Origin of the sequence: Bradyrhizobium sp. CCGB12 (genome assembly GCF_024199845.1) — a bacterium.
GTDB lineage: Bacteria > Pseudomonadota > Alphaproteobacteria > Rhizobiales > Xanthobacteraceae > Bradyrhizobium.
Genome location: NZ_JANADO010000001.1, coordinates 6,113,755 through 6,135,627, shown reverse-complemented (window position 1 = coordinate 6,135,627; position 21,873 = coordinate 6,113,755). Strand labels below are relative to the sequence as shown.

Below are 21,873 nucleotides of genomic sequence, written 5' to 3'. Positions count from 1 at the left end.
GCATACAAGCCGGTCACAAAACCGGTAACGAACGCCGCGGGAGTAAACGCTTAAGTTTTGCGCGTGCGCTGTCCCGCGCCGCCGGAGGGCCTATGAAGATCGCCGTTGCCAAGGAAATAGATCCGTCCGAGCCGCGCGTTGCCGCTTCGCCTGATACGGTGAAGAAATTCATAGCGCTGGGCGCCGAGATCGCCGTCGAGCCGGGCGCCGGCCTCAAATCAGGCCTGCCGGATTCCGAATTCACCGCCGTGGGCGCCACTATCAGCGCCGATGCGCTGAAGGACGCCGACATCATCATCAAGGTGAAGCGCCCCGAGGCCTCCGAGCTCGCGCAGTACAAGCGCGGCGCGCTCGTCATCGCCATCATGGATCCCTATGGCAACGAGGCCGCGCTGAAGACGATCGCCGATGCCGGCGTCTCCGCCTTCGCGATGGAATTGATGCCGCGCATCACGCGCGCGCAGGTGATGGACGTGCTGTCCTCGCAGGCGAACCTCGCCGGCTACCGCGCCGTGATCGAGGGTGCCGAGGCCTTCGGCCGCGCCTTCCCGATGATGATGACGGCAGCCGGTACCGTGCCTGCCGCGAAGGTGTTCGTGATGGGCGTCGGCGTTGCCGGCCTCCAGGCAATCGCGACCGCGCGCCGTCTCGGCGCCATTGTGACCGCGACCGACGTGCGGCCTGCGACGAAGGAGCAGGTGGAATCGCTTGGCGCAAAGTTCCTCGCCGTCGAGGACGAGGAGTTCAAGAACGCGCAGACCGCCGGCGGCTACGCCAAGGAGATGTCCAAGGAATACCAGGCCAAGCAGGCCGCGCTCACCGCCGAGCACATCAAGAAGCAGGACATCGTGATCACGACCGCGCTGATTCCCGGCCGGCCCGCGCCGATGCTCGTCTCGGGCGAGATGGTCAAGTCGATGAAGCCGGGCTCGGTGCTGGTCGATCTTGCCGTCGAGCGCGGCGGCAATGTCGAGGGCGCCAAGGCCGGCGAGGTCGTCGACCTCGATGGCATCAAGATCGTCGGCTACACCAACGTTGCCGGCCGCGTCGCGGCCTCGGCCTCCAGCCTCTACGCACGCAATCTGTTCTCCTTCATCGAGACCATGGTCGACAAGAAAGAGAAGAAGCTCGCCGTCAACTGGGACGACGAGCTGGTCAAGGCCACTGCGCTTACGAAAGACGGCGCCGTCATCCACCCGAACTTCCAGCCGAAGGTTTAAGGAGTTCCGCCATGGAGCATGCTGCACAGGTCGTCGACCCCTTCATCTTCCGCCTGTCGATCTTCGTCCTCGCCGTCTTCGTCGGCTATTTCGTGGTGTGGTCGGTGACGCCGGCGCTGCACACGCCGCTGATGAGCGTGACCAACGCGATCTCCTCGGTGATCGTGGTCGGTGCGCTGCTTGCCGGCGGCGTCGCGAATGTCTCGAGCGGCTCGGGCTGGGCACGCGCCTTCGGCTTCGTCGCGCTGATCTTCGCCTGCGTGAACATTTTTGGCGGCTTCCTTGTCACCCAGCGCATGCTGGCGATGTACAAGAAGAAGTCGAAGTAAGCGGCCACCTCGGGCTGAAGGGATCAATGGGGACCTGAGATGAGCGCGAACCTCTCTGCATTTTTGTATCTCGTGGCGGGAGTGCTGTTCATCCTGTCGCTGCGCGGATTGTCGAGCCCGGCTTCCTCGCGCCAGGGCAATTTGTTCGGCATGATCGGCATGGCGATCGCGGTCGCCACCACGCTTGCCAACCACCCGCCGGCAGATGGTCTCGCCTGGGTGCTCGTCATCGTCGGCATCGCCATCGGTGGCGGCATCGGCGCGGTGATCGCACGGCGCGTTCCGATGACGTCGATGCCGGAACTGGTCGCCGCCTTCCACTCGCTGGTCGGCATGGCTGCGGTGCTGGTCGCTGCCGGCGCTTTCTACGCGCCGGAGGCCTTCGACATCGGCACCCCCGGCAACATCCATCCGCAGAGCCTGGTCGAGATGTCGCTCGGCGTCGCCATCGGCGCCCTGACCTTCACCGGCTCGGTGATCGCGTTCCTGAAGCTGTCCGCGCGCATGAGCGGCGCGCCAATCATCCTGCCGTTCCGCCATGGCATCAACATCGCGCTGGCGCTCGCGCTGGTGTTCTTCATCGTACGCCTCGTGCTCACCGGCGGCGCGTTCGACTTCTGGATGATCGTCATCCTGGCGCTGGCGCTCGGCGTGCTCATGATCATCCCGATCGGCGGCGCCGACATGCCCGTCGTGATCTCGATGCTGAACTCCTACTCGGGATGGGCCGCGGCCGGCATCGGCTTCACGCTCGGCAATTCCGCGCTGATCATCACCGGCGCGCTGGTCGGCTCCTCCGGCGCGATCCTCTCCTACATCATGTGCCACGCGATGAACCGGTCCTTCATCTCGGTCATCCTCGGCGGCTTCGGCGGCGAGACCGCTGCCGCCGGCGGCGGTACGGGCGAGCAGAAGCCCGCCAAGCTCGGCTCGGCCGACGATGCCGCCTTCATCATGAAGAACGCCTCCAAGGTCATCATCGTGCCCGGCTATGGCATGGCGGTGGCGCAGGCCCAGCATGCGCTCCGCGAAATGGGCGACATCCTGAAGAAGGAAGGCGTCGAGGTGAAATACGCCATTCACCCGGTCGCCGGCCGCATGCCCGGCCACATGAACGTGCTGCTGGCCGAGGCCAACGTGCCCTATGACGAGGTGTTCGAGCTCGAGGACATCAACTCGGAATTCGCGCAGGCCGACATCGCCTTCGTGATCGGCGCCAACGACGTCACCAACCCGGCCGCCGAGGAGGACAAGACCTCGCCGATCTACGGCATGCCCGTGCTCCAGGTCTGGAAGGCCGGAACCGTGATGTTCATCAAGCGCTCGCTCGCTTCGGGCTATGCCGGCATCGACAACCCGCTGTTCTACCGCGACAACACCATGATGCTGCTCGGCGACGCCAAGAAGGTCACCGAGAACATCGTCAAGGCGATGTAGCGCGAGGGGAAGCGGACCGTGGCCATCAACAAGGAATGGCACCGGTCCCATCGCATGCCAGTGAAGGCGACACGCGAGCAGCGTGTCGCATGGCACGCCGCCCACAAGGCGGCGTGCGGCTGCCGCGACGTTCCGGAGAGCCTCCGGCCCGATGTCATCAAATTGCTGCGGAGCCGTCGCAAGCCCTGAGCCGAAAGGCCGGCCGCGTATCATGACCATCGTCAAGTGGATCGCCATCCTGCTCGCGGCCGTCTATCTCGCCGGTCTCGTCGTGCTGTATGTCCGCCAGCGCGAGATGCTGTTTCCGATCCCGCCCGTCGGGCGCACAGCCCCCGATGCCGCCGGCCTGCCCGAGGCGGAAGAGCATGTGTTGGTCACGTCGGACGGCGAGAAGGTCATCCTCTGGCACGTGCCGGCGAAGCCCGGCCGTCCCGTGATCCTCTATTTTCCCGGGAACGGCGATTTTCTCGCCGGTCGCGTCAGCAGCTTCAAGGCGATGACCGCCGACGGCACCGGCCTCGTCGCGCTGTCCTATCGCGGCTATGCCGGCTCGAGCGGTGCGCCGAGCGAGCAGGGGCTGCTGCGCGATGCCGCAGCCGCCTATGCGTTCACGACCGCGCGCTATGCGGCGGAACGGATCGTCGCCTGGGGCTTTTCGCTCGGGACGGGCGTCGCGGTTGCCATCGCCTCGGAGCATCGCGTTGGAAAACTCGTCCTGGAGGCGCCCTATACGTCGACGGCCGACATTGCGGCGTCATCGTTCTGGTACGTTCCCGTCCGCCTGCTGATGCGCGATCCGTTTCATTCCGACGAGCGCATCGCGCGCGTCACTGTGCCGCTCCTCGTGATGCATGGCACCAACGATCTTGCCATTCCGATCGCCTTCGGAGAGCGTCTGTTCGCACTCGCCCATGAGCCCAAGCGCTTCGTTCGCATGGTCGGAGGCGGACACAACGACCTCGATCAGTATGGCGCGATTGAAACGGCGAGAGACTTCATTGGCGGCTAACGGTGTTTTGACCCGTTGCGGTTCCGCGCTCGCTGTCGTCTCCTTGACGCTTTTGCCGCAGGATGCGTTTGCAGCGACCGGGCTCGACGGCGCGGCGATGCGCTGGCCCTACGCGTTGCCGTTTGCCGGCCTGTTGCTGTCGATCGCCCTGGGACCGCTGCTGTTTGCAAAGTTCTGGCACCATCATTACGGCAAGATCGCCGCGGCCTGGTCGCTGGTGACACTCGGCGCACTCGTCGTCTTTGCCGGGAGCACGGCGACACTGGCGGCGCTCGTCCACGCCATGCTCGCCGAATATCTCGGCTTCATCGTGCTGCTGTTCTCGCTCTATGTCGTGGCCGGCGGCATTCTCATTACCGGTGACATCAAGGCCACGCCAGCGACCAATGCCGGCATCCTCGCGCTCGGCACGTTTGGAGCGAGCATCGTCGGCACCACGGGTGCCGCGATGATCCTGATCCGCCCGTTGATCCGCGCCAACCGGGTGCGGCGTCACAACACCCATGTCATCATCTTCTTCATCATCCTGGTCGCCAATGTCGGCGGCGCGCTGAGCCCGCTCGGCGATCCCCCGCTCTTCGTCGGCTTCCTGCATGGTGTCGACTTCTTCTGGACCACGCGCACCATCTGGTTGCAGACCGCGATCGTTGCCGGACTGCTGCTCGCGATCTTCGTCGCTGTCGACGTCTGGCGCTTCCGCAGTGAGCCGCCGCTCGGCGACACCGGCCGCGGGGAGCCGCCGCGCATCCGTGGCCTCGTCAATCTTGTGCTGATCGCGGCCATCGTCGTGAGCCTTCTCGCCTCGGCGATGTGGAAGCCGGGCATCGCCTTCGACGTTCTCGGCACCAGGCTGGAGCTGGAGGACGTCGTCCGCAATTTGGCGCTGCTGGCCATTGCGGCCCTCTCGGTGTGGCTGACGCCCGACGAGCACAGGCACGCCAACGGCTTCACCTGGGAGCCGATCCGCGAGGTCGCGAAACTGTTCGCGGGCATCTTCGTCGCCATCATACCGGTCATTGCCATGCTCAATGCCGGACGTGACGGCGCCTTCGCCTGGCTGTTGTCGGCGGTGACGGCGCCGGACGGTGCGCCGCGCGAGGTCGCCTATTTCTGGTTCACGGGCCTGATGTCGGCCTTCCTCGACAATGCGCCGACCTATCTGCTGTTCTTCGAACTGGCCGGCGGCGATCCGCAGTTGCTGATGCATGAGCTCTCGGGCACGCTCGCCTCGATCTCCATGGGCGCGGTCTACATGGGTGCGCTCACCTATATCGGCAATGCGCCGAACTTCATGGTGAGCAGCATTGCCAGCGAGAACGGCATCGAGATGCCGAGCTTCTTCGGCTATCTCCTGCGCGCCGGCGCCGTGCTGATCCCGCTGTTCCTGCTGCTGACGCTGCTGCCGGTGGCGCCGATCCTGCACTGGCATTGAATCTCGCGCCTGATTTGATACTGCTCATTCGTGCAAATGGAAGCGGTGGATGAGCGCGCATAATCCGATGCCCCGGTCGGCCTGGATCTTCCCGGCGCTGGCCGTGCTGTTGTTCGCGGCCGTCAGTGCGACGGACTACGAGTTCACGCTGTCGCTGGGCGGGCTCGTCTTCGCCATCGTCCTCCTGGTCATCCTGTTCGGCACGGTGTTCGCTGCCGTTCATCATGCCGAGGTGATCGCTGAGCGGGTCGGGGAGCCCTATGGCACGCTGGTGCTGACGCTCTCGGTGACCATCATCGAGGTGGCGCTGATCACCACGATCATGCTGGGCGACAAGCCCGCGCCGGAGCTGGCGCGCGACACCGTGTTCGCCGTGGTCATGATCGTCTGCAACGGCCTCGTTGGGCTCTGCATCTTCATCGGCGGCCTGCGCTATCGCGAGCAGGGTTTTCAGCTCTCCGGGGCCAACGTCTATCTCAGCGTCCTGTTCGCGCTCGCGACCATCACGCTGATCATGCCGAACTACACGACCACCACGCCCGGGCCGGTCTATTCGGCGGTTCAGCTCGGTTTTGTCGACGTGGTCACGCTCGCGCTGTACGGGGTGTTTCTCTACACCCAGACCGTCCTGCACAAGGACTACTTCGTTCACGAACGGGGCGACGGCGGGAGCGGCGAGGCGCATCTGTCGGGCAGGACATTGGTGCTCAGCGTCGTGCTGCTGCTGATTGCGCTGCTGGCGGTCGTGCTGCTCGCCAAGAAATTCTCGCTGGTGGTCGACGCCGTCGCGGCCAAGATCGGCGCGCCGCCGGCCTTTACCGGGCTTCTGGTCGCCCTCCTGATCCTCTTGCCGGAGGGCGTCGCGGCCGTCTCGGCGGCCCGCAAGAACGATCTCCAGAAGAGCATCAACCTGGCGCTGGGGTCATCGCTGGCCACCATCGGGCTGACCATCCCGGCCGTCGGCGTTGCCACCTACGCGCTCGACAAGGAACTCGAACTCGGCCTCAGTGACCAAGGCAGCGTGCTTTTGCTCCTGACCTTCTTCCTGAGTATGCTGACCTTCGGCACGGGCAGGACCAACGTCCTGTTCGGACTGGTCCATTTGGTGGTATTTGCGGTCTACGTGTTCATGGTTTTCGTGCCCTGAGGCGCGATCAGGAAGGTTCCGATGCTTGCTGCCAGGTCCGAGATCCAGATCGACAACGAGCAGGTCCGGGTGACCGAATGGCGGCTTGCGCCCGGCAGCGCAACCGGGCATCACACGCACGGCATGGACTATGTGATTGTTCCGGTCGTGGCGGGGGAGATGACCATCGTGGCGCCGAATGGCGAGCGATCCAAGGCGCAGCTTTCGGCCGGGAAATCCTATTTCCGCAAGGCCGGCGTCCAGCATGACGTACTTAACGAAACCTCAACCGAGATCGTGTTCCTTGAAATCGAGCTGAAACCGTAAGTTGGCGTTACTGTTTGCCATCGATCTGTCGCAGTTGATCCCTCACAATGCCCTAAAGTTCCCGCATCTGATCGCGCGGGGAGTGGCCGAGAAATGCTGAAATACCTCGCTAAAATCTCGATGGATATTTTCCCCTCGGTGCTCGCGACGATCATCGGGGCCTACATCGTTAACCACTACATCAATGCCAAGCCCGCGCCTGATGCACCTGCGGCCGTGGTGGCGCCGGCCCAGGCTGGCAGTGAGGGCAAGCCGACCGAGACCGCCAACATTCCCGTGCCCGGCGTCAAGGCCAAAGGCGTCTCCGAGAAGAGTGTTTCCGAGAAGGGCGTGACGGACAAGGCGGCGGCCGAGAAGCCTGCCGACAAGTCCGAGACCAAGGCTGCGGACACCAAGGCTGCGGACACTGCTCCCGCCGAGACTGCCTCGCACGGTCGCCCGACGGCCCGCGAGAAGGCGGCTGCCAAGTCGGCCCCGGCAGCCACCGCTCCGGTGGCGGAGGCGAATTCGGCGCCGGCGGCTACCTCTCCGGCTGCGGCCCCGGACGCCAACGATCTGGCGCGTGCCGCCATCGAGCGTCTGCGCAAGTCGCCTGAGGGCAAGGCCGCCGAAAAGGCTGCGGAGACCAGGTCGGCCGAGCGAACCCCTGAGCCTGCGGTGCGCGAAGCCGCTCGCACCCCCGAGGCCCCGCGTGTCATCCCGATGGATTCGTCTGCGGTCCGTCCTCTGCCGCCGCCGATCACGGTGTCCACGCCCTCGACGGAGGCGTATGGCAATGGCGGTCCGTCGCCGCCCTACACCGCTTCGGTCGGCAACGACGACCCGAATCGAATCACGCCGCCGGCTGACATTCCGGTGCCGGTGATCGCGCCGCCGCTCGACCTGCGCGCCGACGCCGGCGCGGCCATGCCGCGGCCGAAGAAGACCAACGTCGCCGACGAGATGCTGTCCGGCATGAAGTCGATGTTCCACTCGGTCCTGCCGAAGGGCGCCACCCCCGATTAACGCGGCAGCTGAGCCCTGCTGTCAGCCGCCGACGCGGGCGAGGCCGCTGCGGGCGGCGTCGTCGCGTGGGCGAAGCGAGACGGCCTTGGTGTAGGACGCCGCTGCCTTGGCCCTGTCGCCCAGACGCTCATAGGCCTGCCCGCGGGTGCTCCAGACCTGGGCGTTGTGCGGATCGGCCTCGGAGGCCTCATCCAGGTCGGCTGCAGCCTCCTTGACCTTGCCGAGCGCGAGATAGCTGGTGGCGCGGCCGAGCAGCGGCTCGACCTTTTGCGGATTGAGCCCGCTCGCAGCGCTGAAATCGGCGATTGCGAAATCGTGCTGGTTATTGCCCTGATAGATCAAGGCGCGGCCATAGAGCGCCTGCGCATTGTAGGGATCGAGCCCGACCGCGCGATTGAATTCGTCGAGCGCCGCTGCGATCTCGCTCGACTTCGCCAGGGATTGGGCTTTTGCCGTGTGGGCCTGGGCTTCGCTGACGTTGCCGGCGCTGACCGCGCTTTCGGCGGTCGCGGTCGCCTTCGGTGGCTCCTGCGGCTTCTCCTTCTCCGGCATCAGCGATCCCAGATCGAAGGAGCAGCCGCACAGTGCGATTCCCATCACGGCCAGCACGAACGGCTGCCGCCAGATCTGGCGTAGCCGCGCCAAGCCGCGCTCGGGGAAAGGGGAGGCCATCGACGTTCGCTTGCGCTAGAGCATGATCCGGAAAAGTGTGCGGCGGTTTTGCGCTTTAGTGCCGCATCGGGAGTGCCCCGTCCCAGAAAGGCACCTCTCACAAACAATAACGCGGGCCAAGGGCCCGCGTCATCGAAAACTGAAGTCTTGCAAGCGCCGGTAGATCAGCGCGGTCCGCGCGGACCTGCACCCGGGCCACGACCACCGCGATCACCGCCGGGACCGGCGCCGAACACCGGCTTCGGCTTCATCGGCAGCAGACCTTCGCGCTGGAGCTTCTTGCGAGCCAGCTTGCGTGCCCGGCGCACAGCTTCGGCCTTTTCGCGGGCCTTCTTCTCGGAGGGCTTCTCGTAATGACCGCGGAGCTTCATCTCGCGGAAAATCCCCTCACGCTGCATCTTCTTCTTCAGCGCCTTGAGGGCTTGATCGACGTTGTTATCGCGAACGAGAACCTGCACGCGGCATCCTCTTCAGTGGATCGGATTTGAATTCGGGTAAGTCAAAGGGGATGGCAAAAAGCCCGGCGCCCTTAACCTTGAGCGCGCGGATGTATCAGAGAAAACCCTGGATGTCCACCGGCCACGCGGGTTTTCGGGCCAAGTTCGGCCATTAAATGCGGCGAAAATACCCCCGCGCGGTCGCAATTTGGGTGGTTTGGTGCCAAAAGGCGGGCCGTTTTCCGGAGGTTGATCCGGAGCAGCAATCAGGGGAGAGGCCACATGGACATGAAAAAATACGCGGCCGAGGCTATCGGCACCTTTTGGCTCACATTCGCAGGTTGTGGCAGCGCGGTGATCGCTGCCGGTTTTCCGCAGGTCGGCATCGGCCTCGTCGGTGTATCCCTCGCGTTCGGCTTGAGCGTCGTCACCATGGCCTACGCGATCGGGCACATCTCTGGCTGCCATCTCAACCCGGCCGTCACGGTCGGTCTCGCCGCCGGCGGTCGTTTTCCGGCCGGCCAGATCCTGCCCTATGTGATCGCGCAGGTGGTCGGCGCGATCGTGGCCGCGTGGCTGCTCTATGTCATCGCGAGCGGGGCGCCCGGATTCGACGTCACCAAGGGCTTCGCGTCCAACGGCTATGACGCGCATTCGCCCGGCCAGTACAGCATGATCGTGTGCTTCCTCACCGAGGTGGTGATGACCATGATGTTCCTGTTCATCATCATGGGCGCCACTCATGGCCGTGCACCTGCGGGCTTCGCGCCGCTCGCGATCGGGCTCGCGCTGGTGATGATCCATCTCGTCAGCATCCCCGTCACCAACACCTCGGTGAATCCGGCGCGCAGCACCGGCCCCGCGCTGTTCGTCGGCGGGTGGGCAATGGCGCAGCTCTGGATGTTCTGGGTCGCGCCGCTGATTGGCGGCGCGCTCGGCGGGGTGATCTATCGCTGGCTCAGCGAGGAGCCCGCAGGCATCGTCGCGGGCGTGAAGACGGCATAATTGCCAGGCGGGATCGCAGTCTTTGCCGCGGTCCCGCTACTTGTCCTTCACCGGCCGGACTTCGGTGACGTGGCCCATCTTGCGGCCAGGGCGCGGCGTGCCCTTGCCGTAGATGTGCACGGTCGCGCCCGGCACGCTCAGCCACTTGTCGTAATCGCGGATCTCGTCGCCGATCAGATTGGTCATGGTGACGATTTCGCCGTGGCGCACGGGCTTGCCGAGCTGCCAGCCGGCAATGGCGCGGATATGCTGCTCGAATTGCGAGACCGAGGCGCCGTCCAGCGTCCAATGGCCGGAATTGTGCACGCGCGGGGCGATCTCGTTGACCAGCACCTTCGGTCCGGTGCCATTGGCGAGCACGAACATCTCGACGGCGAGCACGCCGACGTAATCGAGCGCGCTCGCGATCTTGCCGGCGATGCTGCGCGCTTCCTCGGCGAGCGAATCCGGGATCGGTGCGGGCGCGCGGGATATCTTCAGAATGTGGTCGCGGTGCTCGTTCTCGGTGACGTCGAAGCACTCGACCTGGCCCGCGGCGGAGCGCGCGGCGATCACGGAGATCTCGCGCTCGTACGGCACGAAGGCCTCCAGGATCGCCGATTTGGTGCCGAGGCTGGTCCACACCTTGGCGACGTCGTCGCCCTCGCGGATGATGGCCTGGCCCTTGCCATCATACCCGAAGCGGCGGGTCTTCAACACGGCCGGAAGACCGATTCGCGCGATCGCCTCGCGCAACGAAGCCACCGAGATGACGTCGGCGTAAGCGGCCGTGCCGATGCCGAGCCGGGTGACAAAATCCTTCTCGGCCAACCGGTCCTGGGTGGTTTCGAGGATCTTGCGGTTGGGCAGCACCGGGCGACGCGCATCCAGCACCATCGCCGCGGCCGCCGGTACGTTCTCGAATTCGTAGGTGATGACGTCGACGTCGTTGGCGAACAGCTCGAGGGCCTCGACATCGGCATATTCGGCGCAGGTCGCATTCAGGACCACGTCGAAAGCCGGAGAATCCGGATCGGGCGAGAATACCTGGCAGCGCAGCCCGAGCCGCGCCGCAGCCATCGCCAGCATCCGGCCGAGTTGTCCGCCACCGAGGATGCCGATGGTGTCACCGGGCTTCAGCGTCACCTGCTTGGCGCCGGTCACGCCTTGTCCTCCGGGCGTTCGGCAACCGCCTCGGTCTGCGCCTTGCGCCAGGCGGCAAGGCGACCGGACAGGGCGGGGTCGGACAGCGCCAGCACGGAGGCCGCAAGCAGCGCCGCGTTGATCGCGCCGGCCTTGCCGATGGCGAGGGTGCCGACCGGGATACCTGCGGGCATCTGAACGATCGAATACAGCGAATCGAGGCCCTTGAGCGCCCTTGATTCGACGGGCACGCCGAACACGGGTAGCTCCGTCAGCGCCGCCGCCATGCCCGGCAGATGCGCGGCGCCGCCGGCACCGGCGATGATGACCTTGTATCCGGCGGCCTTGGCGCCCTTGGCGAAAGCGAACAGGCGGTCGGGGGTGCGGTGTGCCGAAACGATGCGAGTGTCGGCGGCGACGCCGAGCGCGGCAAGCGTATCGGCGGCATGCCGCATCGTGTCCCAGTCCGACTGGCTTCCCATGATGATGGCGATCGGCGCGGTCATGACGTTAATTGTGCTCGGAAAACAGAAAGATAGGCCAGATTAACGGTTCCGGCCGGCGGCTCGCAAGGCGGTGGCAAGGAGAAGGGAATGCACTATCCTGTCTTGGTGAATCCCCGCAAGCCTTCATTGAGCAGGATGCCCATGAAGAAACCAAAAAGGGCGACCGCTGCGAAGGCCAAAAGGGGCCGGACGACCAGCGCCACCCGCTCCAAAGCCGCTGCCAAGCGTCTTGCCAAGCGTCCGGCCAAACGTTCTGGCAGTCCGGAGCGGGGCGATGGCGCCACGGATACCATCAAGGCGACCATCCGCGGCTTGCGGAACGAGCTCAAGGCGGCAGAGCGGCGGGTTGCGGAGCTCGAGGCGGCCGCTGACACCGATTTCCTGCTGGAGATCCCGAACCGGCGCGGTTTCGAGCGCGAGCTCAACCGTGCCGTTGCCTACATGAAGCGCTACCGCGCCAGCGGCGCGCTGATCGTGCTCGACGTCGATCGGCTGAAGCCGATCAACGATTCCTATGGACACGCCGCCGGCGACGAGGTGCTCAAGGCGATTGTTGCGACGTTGACGCGGCAGGTCCGCGCCTCGGACGTGGTCGGCCGCCTCGGCGGCGACGAGTTCGCGCTGCTCTTGTGGAATCTCAGCGAGACCGACGCCAAGGCGAAGGCCGGCATCTTCGAGCAGGCAATCGACGAATTGTCTTTCACCTTTCGGGGCGAGCGCGTGACTGCAGGGGCCTCCGCGGGCGTCGCGCTGCTGGGAGCGCAGTCCGATGCGGGCCGCGCCCTGGAGGAGGCCGACGCCGCCATGTATGTGCGCAAGGCGCGCCGGCGGCACGAGCCGCGGATCAGCCTGGTCAGCAGCTGACGCTACAGCGCGGCGAGGTCTTCCGGCACGTTGCCGAATTTGCGCAGCAGTGTGGCATCGCCGAATTCGCCGGTCATGGGATCGCCGCTGCGGCTGAAGGCGACCGCGCCGATATGGCCCGGCCCGCGTGCCAGCATTTCGGCGCGCCGCAAAGCGGCCGACGATGTCTGGCACTCCTCGGCCGTGCCCGCGACGGGCGAGCCATCTGCATCGATCAGAAAAGGCATTGCAACATAATAGGTCACAGCGGACATGGCGTTGCTCCCTGGTAGAGCATGATCCGGAAAAGTGCGAAGCGGTTTTCCCTCGCGACAAACGCGGAACGCGTTTGTCCGGAGATCATGCTCGAACGACGACCTAAAGCGCGACCGCGCTTTAGAGGTCAGGCGGCGCTGCTCTTGCTCCGCATCTTGCTGCGCGAGGTCTCCGGAATGCAGCCGGCGGCAACCGCCGCCTGCAACTCCTCGAGCTCGGCTTCCAGATACTCATTGGCCATGATCAGCGCCTTGATGGTGCTGCGCAGATTTCCGTCGCACATCGCGATCGCCTGATCGCAGGCTTGTTCATAATGGCTGTTGTCGAGACGGGCGGTTGCCGACATCTGCGTTGTCCTTCTGCCTTCTCTTGGCGTTTCCTGGGGGCGCTCGGGGTATCCCCAATGTTCCTATTTTGTTCTTTTTGAGTCAAGTGGATTCAGATACGGCGAGCCGCCGCGAAAGACCGGCTCGGGGCTCAGGCGATGATGTCGGGGGTGATCTGGTCTTCGATGAACGCGATGCGGTCGCGCAACAACAGCTTGCGTTTCTTCAACCGCTGCAATCGCAATAGGTCGGGAGCGGGCGATTGATGCAATGCATCGATCGCCGCATCGAGATCTCGGTGTTCCTGCTGCAACCGGGTGAGCTCGGCTTCGAGCTCACGCTCGTCTTCATTGGTCATGTCTGCGGTGGCCGAAAACCGATAGGCGTGAGATTAAGGCTGTGGATGCCCTGTGGAAATTATCGTCCTTGCGCGGCGTGATCGCAAGCGATCTGCGCTCCTCGCTCGCCGATCTCCCGCAACATATTTCTGCGGGTTGGCACGATGCTGCGCAACCGCCTTGATATCATGGATTTTTCCGGCGTGGTTCCCTTAATCACGCTTCATTACATATGAATTTTCAAAAATGACGGAGCGACGACGGATATCCGTCGACAGAACGAATCGGTGATGTAGACTTCGTCGTCCGGATCGAATCCTGAGGTTCAGCCCTACCGAGGAGGTTTCGAATGACAATTCAGGCACATCTTGTTGAATTGGAGCGGAAGCACAAGCTTCTCGAAAACGAATTGCACGAAGCTCTCGTGCACCTTTCAACAGACGACCTGCAAATTGTTGAGTTGAAGCGCCGGAAGTTGATGGTCAAGGACCAGATCGAGCGTCTGAAGCAGTCTGGCGACACGCTCCATTAGTACCCCCGTAACAGTGTAGAGTTGATCTTGCCCCTTCACGCAGGGATGAGAGCCTTTGCTCATCCCTGCTGAAGGGCACTCCGTGCAAAGATGTTTGCGCGGCGTCTGGAGTCGCGTCCGTTCCGATCGAATCGGAACGGAGCTCCAGATTTTGTTCGAGCGCGTTTTCTTTAGTGAACGCTCTAGATGTCCGCGAGCTCGGCGACGTGATCCGCGATCGCGAGCGACGACGTCAATCCCGGCGATTCGATGCCGAACAGGTTGATCAAGCCTGCGACGCCGTGATCGCGCGGGCCTTGCATCAGAAAATCCTGCGTGGCTACAGCCGGCGGCACGATCTTCGGACGGATGCCCGAGTAGCTCGGCATCAACGCGCCGTCGGGTAGCGTCGGCCAGTATTTGCGGATCGCCGGGTAGAAGCGCTCGGCGCGTGACGGATCGACCTCGTAATTGATCGTCTCGATCCACTCGACGTCAGGGCCGAAACGCGCCTGCCCAGCCATGTCCAGCGTCAAATGTACGCCGAGCCCGCCGGGCTCGGGCACCGGGTAGATCAGGTGCGAGAACGGCGCCTTGGCATTGCAGCTGAAGTAATTTCCCTTGGCGAGATAGGCGGGCGGAATGCGGTCCAGCGGCATGCCCTCGATGTTGCGCGCCACCATCGTCGCCGAGAGCCCCGAGGCGTTGACGAGGAGGCTGCATTGCAGCGTCATCGGTGCCTCGCCGCCGGCCTCGATCTCGATCGCGCCGGCGGCTGCCTTGGCGCGGACCAGCGGCGTGTGGAACGCGAAGGCCGCGCCTGATGCTTCGGCTTCGCCGCGCAGCGAGAGCATGTAGGCGTGGCTGTCGATGATGCCGGTCGAGGGCGACAGCAGCGCGGCATCGCAGGCAAGGGCCGGCTCCAGTGCGCGTGCCGCCTCGCCCGAAAGCAGCTGCATGTCGAGCACGCCATTGGCTTCGGCATGCGCCTTGATCGACTGCAGCTTCTCGGTCTCTTTCGCGCTGGTCGCGACGATCAGCTTGCCGCAATTCCTGTGCGGGATGCCGCGCTCGGCGCAGTAGCGGTAGAGCGCATGCTTGCCGTCGACGCACATGCGCGCCATCCAGCTCCCGGCCCGGTAGTAGATGCCGGCATGGATGACCTCGCTGTTGCGCGAGGAGGTGATGGTGCCGATGGCCTCGGCTTCCTCGAGCACGATGACCTCGCGCCCGGCCTGGGCGAGCCTTCGGGCCACCGCGAGCCCGACCACGCCGGCTCCGATGACGACGCAGTCGACCCTATCCATGGTTGTGCAGAACGTCGGCTGGAAGCGTCGGAGGCAGCAGGGCCGGAAACGGCGGTGTGCGGTCGTTTTCCGTTAAGGAAGAATTTATCATGTCAGGGCAATTGCCGTATTTCGCGTCACATTTTTCCGTTGCACCTACAGGCGTTTACCCGATCCAAACCCGTGAAGCCAGACAATCCGACGTTGAAATCGCGGGTGGCTGATGGCTGAGAAGAACTGGCACGTGGGCAGCACGCTTCCGATTGCTGTGCAGGCCGTCGTGTGCCTGGCCGGCGCGGTTGCGCCTGCGCGCGCCTTTGCGCTGTCGGACAGCTTTGCCGCTCCGGGCGACCTCGCCAAGCTCGATCCCAATGTGATCTGGGAAGTCCTGATCGCGGGCATTGTCGTCTGTGCATTCCTCGCTGCGATCGCGCTGTGGATCCATTCCTCGTTGCGCCGGACCAGGCGTCTGCAGTTGCGACGCAATGCCTTCGTCTCCTCCGCCATGAACAATCTCAACCAGGGCGTGGTGATGACGGATGCGCAGCGGCGCGTCATCTTCTGCAACGACCGCTATCTCGAGATCTATGGCCTGGCGCGGTCGGATATCCGGGCCAACATGGACGGCTCCGAACTCCTCGAGCTGCGACGCAAGCGTGGGGTCCTCGATGGCGCCTCTGACGTCGAGTTCTACGAGAAGGCGGCAAGCACCAACGGTCTGATCACCGAACTGCCGGGCGGACGGGCCATCCTCGTGAAGTTTTTTGTGCTGCCGAACGGCGGCTCGGTGGCGACGCATCTCGACGTCAGCGAACAGCGCAGGCTGTCGCAACAGTTGGCCTCCACCAAGCAGTTCCTGGAAACGGTGCTGGACAACGTGCCGGCCTGTGTTGCCGCGAAGAACATCGAGGACGGCTGCTATATCTTCGCCAATACGGCCTATGAGCGCTTCTGGGGCTTCTCGCGGGACCACGTCGTCGGCAAGAATGCCCGCGAGTTGTTTGCGCCCGTCTCGGCGGCCAGCATCGAGGCGTCCGATCGGGCCGCGCTCAATTCGCCGGTCGGCCAGTTCCGCAACGAGTTCGAGGTCGAACGTGGCGGGGAGCGGCGCATGGTCGCCTCGATCCGGATCGCGGTCCGCAATGAAAACAACAGGCCCGGATTCCTGTTGCTGGTGTTCGAGGACATCACCGATCGCCGGTCATTGTCTCAGGAGCTGGAGAGCACCAAGAAGTTCCTCGAGCTCGTGGTCGACAACATCCCGGTGGCGCTGATCGTGGAGCAGGTCAAGGACGGCCGCTATCTGCTCGCCAACCGCAGCGCCGAGACGATTCTCAACCGCAGGCGCGAGGAAGCCACGGGCCTGACCGCCGCCGATATCTTCAATCCCAAGGAAGCCAAGCTGATCATCGCGCGCGACGAGGCCGCGATCAAGAAGCGCGGGATGATCACCGAGGAGCATCCGATCTCCACCAAGGACGGCCTGCGGCTGTTCCTCACCCGCCGCGCCACCGTGCTGAGCGACGCCGGCGAGCCGCAATATCTGATCAAGACCCACGAGGACGTCACCGATCGCCGGCAGACCGAGTCGCGGATGGCGCACATGGCCTACCATGACGGCCTCACCGATCTGCCGAACCGCGCCGCCTTCCTCCAGGCGCTGACCCAGATGATCGAGGCCTGCGAAGGCACAAGCGAGGAGTTCGCCGTCCTCTGCGTCGACCTCGACGGCCTCAAGGAGGTCAACGACGTCTTCGGTCATGCGCTCGGCGACAAGCTTTTGGTCGAGGTGGCCCATCGGCTCCAGGACGCCGCGCGCGGCGGCGTGGTGGCGCGCCTGTCAGGCGACGAGTTCGGTCTCATCATCGACGGCAGGCAGCCGGAAGCCGGGATGGCGCTGGCGCGGCAGCTCGGCGAGGCCGTTGCCCGGGAATTCCAGATCGATGGCCGGGCGGTCCGCGCCGGCGCCACGACCGGTATGTCGATCTTCCCGCACAACGGCGCGGATGGCGCCTCGCTGCTCGCCAATGCCGGCGCGGCGCTGTTCCGCGCCAAGCAGAAGTCACGCGGCACGATCAGCCTCTACCAGCCGGAGATGGACCACCAGATCCGCGATCGCCGCGTGCTGCATCAGGATCTCTCGATGGCGATCAAGAACGGCGAGCTCTCGCTCGCCTTCCAGCCGCAAGGCGTCGCAGGCGACAGCGTCGCCGAGAGCGAGATCATCGGTTTCGAGGCATTGGCGCGCTGGCAGCATCCGGTGCGTGGCCAGGTCTCGCCGGCCGAATTCATCCCGATCGCCGAAGAGAGCGGCCTGATCGTCGAGATGGGCGAGTGGATCCTGCGCGAGGCCTGCCGGGAGGCGGCGTCCTGGCCAATCCCGCTCCAGGTCGCGGTCAATCTGTCGCCGGCGCAGTTCATGCACGGCGATGTGGTCGGGCTGGTCCATTCGATCCTGATCGAGACGGGCCTTGCGCCCGGCCGGCTCGAGCTCGAGATCACCGAAGGCGTGCTGATCGAGGACTTCGATCGCGGCCTTGCGCTGCTGCGCCGGCTGAAGGCGCTCGGCGTGCGCATCTCCATGGACGATTTCGGCAGCGGCTACTCTTCGCTGAGCTATCTCCAGGCGTTCCCGTTCGACAAGATCAAGATCGACCGCGCCTTCATCATCAATCTCGGCCGTAACCCCCAATCGGCGGCGATCGTGCGTGCGGTGATCGATCTCGGCCACGGCCTCGAAATGTCGATCATCGCCGAGGGCGTCGAGACCGTCGACCAGCTCGCCTTCCTTGCCAAGGAGGGCTGCGACGGCGTGCAGGGCTATCTGCTCGGCAAGCCTCTCCCAATCGGGAAATATGCCGGCCTCGTCGGCCGCACTGAGGTCATGGAGCTTGCGCTCAAGACCGGTTAGCGCGCTTTCGAGCGAAGTGGATGCCGGTTCGCGCAAAGAAAGCGCGGCAGAACGAGAATCCGGAGCCCGTTCCGATTTCATCGGAACGGAAATGGCTCTAGTGATGATGGGGCGCTTCGCACCCATTCGACGGCTTCATGGCGGACTACGACCTTGCGATCATCGGCGGCGGCCTGAACGGTGTCAGCCTGGCGCGCGATGCGGCCGGCCGTGGCTTGCGGGTCATCCTGTTCGAGCAGGGCGATCTCGGCGGCGCGGCGTCGTCGGCGACGCCACGGCTGATTCATGGCGATCTGTCGGTCCTGGAGCGGCGCGGCTTCTGGCGGGTGCGTCGGGCGCTGGCGGAGCGCCGGACCTGGCTCAGGATCGCGCCGCATCTGGTCCGGCCGATGCAGTTCGTGATACCCGCCCATTCCGAGGAACGTCCGCCATGGCTGCTGCGCGCGGGCCTGTTTCTCTATGACAGCCTCTCCAGCCCGAGCGGCCTGCCTGTCGCGACGACGCTCGACATCACGCATCATCCGGTCGGCAACGCGCTGAAGCGACCGTTCGGCATGGCGTTCGCGTATACGGACTGCGTCGTCGATGATTCCCGCCTGGTGGTGCTCACGGCGCTCGATGCCGCCGAACGTGGCGCGGTGATCTGGACCGGGGCGCGCTGTGTCCGCGCCGATCGAACCGACACCTGGCGGCTTGCACTGGTCGATCGTGGCCACCGCCGCGCGATCACGGCCCGGGCCCTCGCCAACGCCACCGGGGCCTGGACGCCATTGGTCGCGGAGACCGTGCTGCGGCATCAGCAAGCCCCCATGGCCGCGACGCAGATGAGCCAGATCATCGTGCCCAGGCTGTTCGAGTCCGACAACGTCTACGTGTTCCAGAACAGCGATGGACGGCTGATCTTCGCCAGCCCATTCGCCCACGAGTTCACGCTGATCGGCACGGTCACGCATGATTTCACCGGCGATCCCGCGATCGTGGCGATCCCCGGGGCCGACGTCAGCTATCTCTGCGAGGCGGCCAGCCGCTATTTCCGCGAGCGCGTCGGCCCGACCGACGTGATCCGGACGGTCTCGGGCGTCAACCTGACGCTGGCGTCGGCACGGCGACGTGACGGCACGGCCCTGTTCGACGCGCGCCGACGCAAGGCGCCGCTGATCACGCTGTTCGGCGGCGACGTCACCACCTCGCGCCTGCGCGCCGAGCGTGCGGTGACGCGGCTGACGCCGTTCTATCCGATGTCGCCGCCCTGGACCGCCGGCACGGCACTGCCCGGCGGCGATTTTGCCTGGGATCGTTTCGACACGGAAGTGGACCTCGCGCGAGACCGCTGGCGGTTTCTCTCGGAGCCAGAAGTCCAACGTCTGGTCGCGGCCTATGGCTCGCGATTGCCGGCCGTACTGGGCGAGGCCAAGACGCGCGAAGAGCTCGGCCCGGCCTTCGGCCCTGACCTGACCGGCGCCGAGGTGCGCTACCTGATAGCTCACGAATGGGCGCGCTTTCCCGACGACATCCTGTGGCGTCGTTCCAAGCTCGGCCTGACCATGCCCGCGGCGGATCGCGAATCGTTGGCTGCGTTCATGGCGGGTGTGAACGATCCATCCCGAACCGGTTGAGCTGGGGACGATCGGCCGCTAGCGTGCGGCGGAATCGGGGTTGGCAGGGAACATGACGGACGAGTTGCCCAGAACAGACGCCGCGGCCAATGCAGCCGGCGGAGATGCGTATCCCGCGGCCGGCCAGCCGCTGCTGCGTATCGAGGGCGTCGCCAAGTCGTTTGGGACGTTCCGTGCCGTGGACGGTGTGTCGCTCGACGTCAAGGCCGGCGAGTTCTTCGCACTGCTCGGTCCGAGCGGCTGCGGCAAGACCACGCTATTGCGCATGCTCGCCGGCTTCGAGGCGCCGGACGAGGGGCGCATCCTGCTCGGGGAGCAGGATATCGCGCAGGCCTTGCCGCATCAGCGTCCGATCAACATGATGTTCCAGAATTATGCGCTGTTTCCCCACCTCTCCGTGCGGGACAACATCGCCTTCGGCCTGAAGCGCGCCGGCATGGCGCGCGCCGACATCGCTACGCGTGTTGCGGAGATGGTTGCACTGGTGAAGCTCGAGGGGCTCGAGAAGCGCAAGCCCGACCAACTCTCCGGCGGCCAGCGCCAGCGCGTGGCACTGGCGCGCGCGCTGGCTCGGCGGCCGCAACTCCTCCTGCTCGACGAGCCGCTCGCCGCGCTGGACAAGAAGCTGCGCGAGAGCACGCAAGCCGAGCTGATGGAGCTGCAGCGCCGGCTCGGCATGACCTTCATCATCGTCACCCACGACCAGGAGGAGGCGATGACGATGGCGAGCCGAATCGGCGTGATGAAGGCCGGCAAGCTGGCGCAGGTCGCTGCCCCGCGGGAGCTTTATGAGGCGCCGCGCTCGCGCTGGATCGCGGAGTTCGTCGGCGACGTCAATTTGTTCGAGGGCGAGTTCAAGCTGCGTGACGGCCATCGCCTGGTGATTGCCACGCGTGAGGCAGGGACGTTGGTGGTGGCGGAGCCGCGCGAGCCGGTGGGCGAGACGAAATTGTCGGTCGCGATCCGGCCCGAGAAGGTCAAGCTTTCGCGCCGCGGGCCGGTGTCTGGGGCCGGTCGTGAAACGGTGATCAACAGTCTGGACGGTGTGATCGCCGACATCTGCTATCTCGGCGGCACCACCACCTTCAAGGTGAAGCTCGACGGCGGTGGAATGGTGCAAGCTTCGGTCGTCAACAGCGCGCGCCTCGATGTCGACGCCTACAGCGTGAACCAGAACGTCGTGGCCTGGTTCACGCCCGACGACTGCGTGGTGTTGCCGTCATGAGCGGGCGTCGCATCTTCGCGCGGCCGGCGCGCTTTGCCGCGATCGCGCCTTACGTCTGGATGGTGCTGTTCTTCCTGGTGCCGTTCGCCTTCGTGCTGAAGATCAGCCTGTCGCAGACGGCGATCGCGCAGCCGCCTTACGCGCCGGTATTCGACCCAACGGCGGGATGGGAGGCGCTGAAGACGGCCCTTGCTGCGTTGTCGATCGACAATTTCAGGCTGCTGATCTCCGACGACCTTTATGTGTTCGCTTACGTGCGCAGCCTCACGGTCGCCGTTACGGCGACTGCGCTCCTGCTCCTGATCGGCTACCCCATCGCTTATGGCATGGCGCGGCTGCCGAAGCGCTGGCAGGCGGTGGCGATGGTGCTGGTGATCGTGCCGTTCTGGACCTCGTTCCTGATCCGCATCTATGCCTGGATCAACATCCTCCAGCACGACGGCCTGCTCAACCAGATCCTGCTGGCGCTGCATCTGGTCAGCCAGCCCGTGGTGTGGCTCTCCACCGACAGCGCGATGTATATCGGCATCGTCTATTCCTATTTGCCGTTCATGATCCTGCCGCTCTACGCCACGCTCGCCAAGATGGAGCCGGCGCTGGAGGAGGCGGCTGGTGACCTCGGCGCGCCGCCCTGGCAGGTATTCTGGCTCGTCACCTTCCCGCTGTCGCTGCCCGGCGTCGGCGCCGGCGTGCTCTTGTGCTTCATCCCGATCGTCGGCGAATTCGTCATCCCGGACCTTCTGGCCGGCTCCAATTCCCTGATGATCGGCCAGACTCTGTGGCTCGAATTCTTCACCAACAAGGACTGGCCGGTTGCCTCCGCGGCGGCGATCGTGCTGCTGGTGGTGCTGCTGGTGCCGCTGTTGTTGTATGAACGGCTGCAGAAACGGCAGCTGGAACAGGGGCGCTGAGAC

General features: G+C 64.9%; 24 protein-coding genes. 16 read left to right on the top strand and 8 right to left on the bottom strand.

Going from position 1 to position 21,873, the window contains the following annotated elements:
- Window positions 1-92 precede the first annotated feature (92 nt).
- From NLM27_RS28070 to NLM27_RS28030, 9 genes are all read left to right on the top strand, one after another.
- Window positions 93-1,220 (top strand): Re/Si-specific NAD(P)(+) transhydrogenase subunit alpha, encoded by a 1,128-nt coding sequence (locus tag NLM27_RS28070; protein ID WP_254146369.1) that lies wholly within the window; start codon window positions 93-95, stop codon window positions 1,218-1,220.
- An 11-nt stretch (window positions 1,221-1,231) separates the two neighbouring features.
- The gene (locus tag NLM27_RS28065; protein WP_018317801.1) at window positions 1,232-1,549 is read left to right on the top strand and encodes a proton-translocating transhydrogenase family protein; all 318 of its coding nucleotides are present in this window, start codon (window positions 1,232-1,234) and stop codon (window positions 1,547-1,549) included.
- Window positions 1,550-1,588: 39 nt separating this feature from the next.
- Window positions 1,589-2,986, top strand: a complete 1,398-nt coding sequence (locus NLM27_RS28060) for an NAD(P)(+) transhydrogenase (Re/Si-specific) subunit beta (protein ID WP_254146368.1) — start codon at window positions 1,589-1,591, stop codon at window positions 2,984-2,986.
- Between the two features lie 18 nt (window positions 2,987-3,004).
- Window positions 3,005-3,175 (top strand): hypothetical protein, encoded by a 171-nt coding sequence (locus NLM27_RS28055; RefSeq protein WP_254146367.1) that lies wholly within the window; start codon window positions 3,005-3,007, stop codon window positions 3,173-3,175.
- A 22-nt stretch (window positions 3,176-3,197) separates the two neighbouring features.
- Window positions 3,198-3,995: an alpha/beta hydrolase gene (locus tag NLM27_RS28050; RefSeq protein WP_254146366.1), complete on the top strand. Its 798-nt coding sequence runs from the start codon at window positions 3,198-3,200 to the stop codon at window positions 3,993-3,995.
- Window positions 3,996-4,092: 97 nt separating this feature from the next.
- The gene (locus NLM27_RS28045) at window positions 4,093-5,427 is read left to right on the top strand and encodes a sodium:proton antiporter (protein ID WP_254148950.1); all 1,335 of its coding nucleotides are present in this window, start codon (window positions 4,093-4,095) and stop codon (window positions 5,425-5,427) included.
- A 49-nt stretch (window positions 5,428-5,476) separates the two neighbouring features.
- Window positions 5,477-6,574, top strand: coding sequence for a calcium:proton antiporter (locus NLM27_RS28040; RefSeq protein WP_254146365.1), 1,098 nt, complete (start codon window positions 5,477-5,479; stop codon window positions 6,572-6,574).
- A 21-nt stretch (window positions 6,575-6,595) separates the two neighbouring features.
- Window positions 6,596-6,880 (top strand): cupin domain-containing protein, encoded by a 285-nt coding sequence (locus NLM27_RS28035; protein WP_254146364.1) that lies wholly within the window; start codon window positions 6,596-6,598, stop codon window positions 6,878-6,880.
- A gap of 93 nt (window positions 6,881-6,973) precedes the next feature.
- The gene (locus NLM27_RS28030; RefSeq protein ID WP_254146363.1) at window positions 6,974-7,885 is read left to right on the top strand and encodes a hypothetical protein; all 912 of its coding nucleotides are present in this window, start codon (window positions 6,974-6,976) and stop codon (window positions 7,883-7,885) included.
- A 21-nt stretch (window positions 7,886-7,906) separates the two neighbouring features.
- On the opposite strand, the gene NLM27_RS28025 is transcribed toward NLM27_RS28030, so the two are convergent.
- Together NLM27_RS28025 and rpsU are read right to left on the bottom strand one after the other, a co-directional pair.
- Window positions 7,907-8,557 (bottom strand): tetratricopeptide repeat protein, encoded by a 651-nt coding sequence (locus NLM27_RS28025; RefSeq protein WP_254146362.1) that lies wholly within the window; start codon window positions 8,555-8,557, stop codon window positions 7,907-7,909.
- 164 nt (window positions 8,558-8,721) lie between these two features.
- A complete protein-coding gene (gene rpsU / locus NLM27_RS28020; RefSeq protein ID WP_247280171.1) occupies window positions 8,722-9,015 on the bottom strand; it encodes a 30S ribosomal protein S21 in 294 nt (97 codons plus the stop codon).
- A gap of 261 nt (window positions 9,016-9,276) precedes the next feature.
- On the opposite strand from rpsU, the gene aqpZ reads away from it, so the two are divergent.
- Complete coding sequence (gene aqpZ, locus NLM27_RS28015; RefSeq protein WP_254146361.1) at window positions 9,277-9,999, top strand: aquaporin Z; 723 nt, start codon at window positions 9,277-9,279, stop codon at window positions 9,997-9,999.
- A 36-nt stretch (window positions 10,000-10,035) separates the two neighbouring features.
- On the opposite strand, the gene NLM27_RS28010 is transcribed toward aqpZ, so the two are convergent.
- Window positions 10,036-11,142, bottom strand: coding sequence for a 5-(carboxyamino)imidazole ribonucleotide synthase (locus tag NLM27_RS28010; RefSeq protein ID WP_254146360.1), 1,107 nt, complete (start codon window positions 11,140-11,142; stop codon window positions 10,036-10,038).
- Entirely contained in the window at window positions 11,139-11,627 is a 489-nt protein-coding gene (gene purE / locus NLM27_RS28005) for a 5-(carboxyamino)imidazole ribonucleotide mutase (RefSeq protein ID WP_254146359.1), read from the bottom strand. Before purE ends, NLM27_RS28010 begins: the two co-directional genes overlap by 4 nt.
- Window positions 11,628-11,768: 141 nt before the next feature.
- Between purE and NLM27_RS28000 the strand changes: the two genes are divergently transcribed.
- Complete coding sequence (locus NLM27_RS28000) at window positions 11,769-12,491, top strand: GGDEF domain-containing protein (RefSeq protein WP_254146358.1); 723 nt, start codon at window positions 11,769-11,771, stop codon at window positions 12,489-12,491.
- A 2-nt stretch (window positions 12,492-12,493) separates the two neighbouring features.
- Here NLM27_RS28000 and NLM27_RS27995 read toward each other — a convergent pair whose 3' ends face one another.
- From NLM27_RS27995 to NLM27_RS27985, 3 genes are all read right to left on the bottom strand, one after another.
- Window positions 12,494-12,745, bottom strand: a complete 252-nt coding sequence (locus NLM27_RS27995; RefSeq protein WP_254146357.1) for a hypothetical protein — start codon at window positions 12,743-12,745, stop codon at window positions 12,494-12,496.
- Window positions 12,746-12,873: 128 nt separating this feature from the next.
- Window positions 12,874-13,092 (bottom strand): hypothetical protein, encoded by a 219-nt coding sequence (locus tag NLM27_RS27990; RefSeq protein ID WP_254146356.1) that lies wholly within the window; start codon window positions 13,090-13,092, stop codon window positions 12,874-12,876.
- A gap of 131 nt (window positions 13,093-13,223) precedes the next feature.
- Entirely contained in the window at window positions 13,224-13,430 is a 207-nt protein-coding gene (locus NLM27_RS27985; RefSeq protein WP_008546179.1) for a YdcH family protein, read from the bottom strand.
- Between the two features lie 329 nt (window positions 13,431-13,759).
- On the opposite strand from NLM27_RS27985, the gene NLM27_RS27980 reads away from it, so the two are divergent.
- Complete coding sequence (locus NLM27_RS27980) at window positions 13,760-13,942, top strand: YdcH family protein (RefSeq protein ID WP_008546178.1); 183 nt, start codon at window positions 13,760-13,762, stop codon at window positions 13,940-13,942.
- A 182-nt stretch (window positions 13,943-14,124) separates the two neighbouring features.
- Here NLM27_RS27980 and NLM27_RS27975 read toward each other — a convergent pair whose 3' ends face one another.
- Window positions 14,125-15,228 (bottom strand): NAD(P)/FAD-dependent oxidoreductase, encoded by a 1,104-nt coding sequence (locus NLM27_RS27975; protein WP_254146355.1) that lies wholly within the window; start codon window positions 15,226-15,228, stop codon window positions 14,125-14,127.
- A 202-nt stretch (window positions 15,229-15,430) separates the two neighbouring features.
- Between NLM27_RS27975 and NLM27_RS27970 the strand changes: the two genes are divergently transcribed.
- The 4 genes from NLM27_RS27970 to NLM27_RS27955 all read left to right on the top strand — a co-directional run bounded on the left by NLM27_RS27970 (window position 15,431) and on the right by NLM27_RS27955 (window position 21,870).
- Entirely contained in the window at window positions 15,431-18,118 is a 2,688-nt protein-coding gene (locus tag NLM27_RS27970) for an EAL domain-containing protein (protein ID WP_254146354.1), read from the top strand.
- A gap of 137 nt (window positions 18,119-18,255) precedes the next feature.
- Entirely contained in the window at window positions 18,256-19,734 is a 1,479-nt protein-coding gene (locus tag NLM27_RS27965) for a glycerol-3-phosphate dehydrogenase (RefSeq protein ID WP_254146353.1), read from the top strand.
- A 52-nt stretch (window positions 19,735-19,786) separates the two neighbouring features.
- Entirely contained in the window at window positions 19,787-20,959 is a 1,173-nt protein-coding gene (locus NLM27_RS27960) for an ABC transporter ATP-binding protein (RefSeq protein ID WP_254146352.1), read from the top strand.
- On the top strand, window positions 20,956-21,870 hold the full coding sequence (locus NLM27_RS27955; RefSeq protein ID WP_254146351.1) for an ABC transporter permease: 915 nt from the start codon (window positions 20,956-20,958) through the stop codon (window positions 21,868-21,870). Before NLM27_RS27960 ends, NLM27_RS27955 begins: the two co-directional genes overlap by 4 nt.
- Window positions 21,871-21,873: the final 3 nt, after the last annotated feature.